Source organism: Pseudomonas sp. TJI-51, assembly GCF_000190455.2.
GTDB classification, from domain to species: Bacteria; Pseudomonadota; Gammaproteobacteria; order Pseudomonadales; family Pseudomonadaceae; genus Aquipseudomonas; species Aquipseudomonas juntendi.
Map to the genome: position 1 here is coordinate 22629 of NZ_AEWE02000073.1, position 244 is coordinate 22872.

Here is a 244-nt window from a genome sequence, read left to right on the forward strand (position 1 = left end):
TGCTGTTGCGGCGCTGGCGGCCGGTGCCCAAAGGCACGGTGCGGGTACTGACCTGGGGGGGCTTGCGTGGCGGGGTCTCGGTGGCCCTGGCGCTGTCGCTGCCCTTGGGCGATGAGCGCGACCTGCTGCTGTCGATTACCTACATCGTGGTGCTGTCGTCGATCCTGGTGCAGGGCTTGAGCATCGGCCGGGTGGTGCGCAAGGTCAGCGCCCAGCCTTGAGAATGCCGGGGCCGCTCTGCGGC

At 69.7% G+C, this 244-nt stretch carries 1 protein-coding gene; it reads left to right on the forward strand.

Annotation, left to right across the window (positions count from 1 at the left end; all coding sequences use genetic code 11):
* A partial coding sequence (locus G1E_RS29625) for a cation:proton antiporter (RefSeq protein WP_047149956.1) occupies positions 1–221 on the forward strand: 221 nt, incomplete at its 5' end.
* Positions 222–244: the final 23 nt, after the last annotated feature.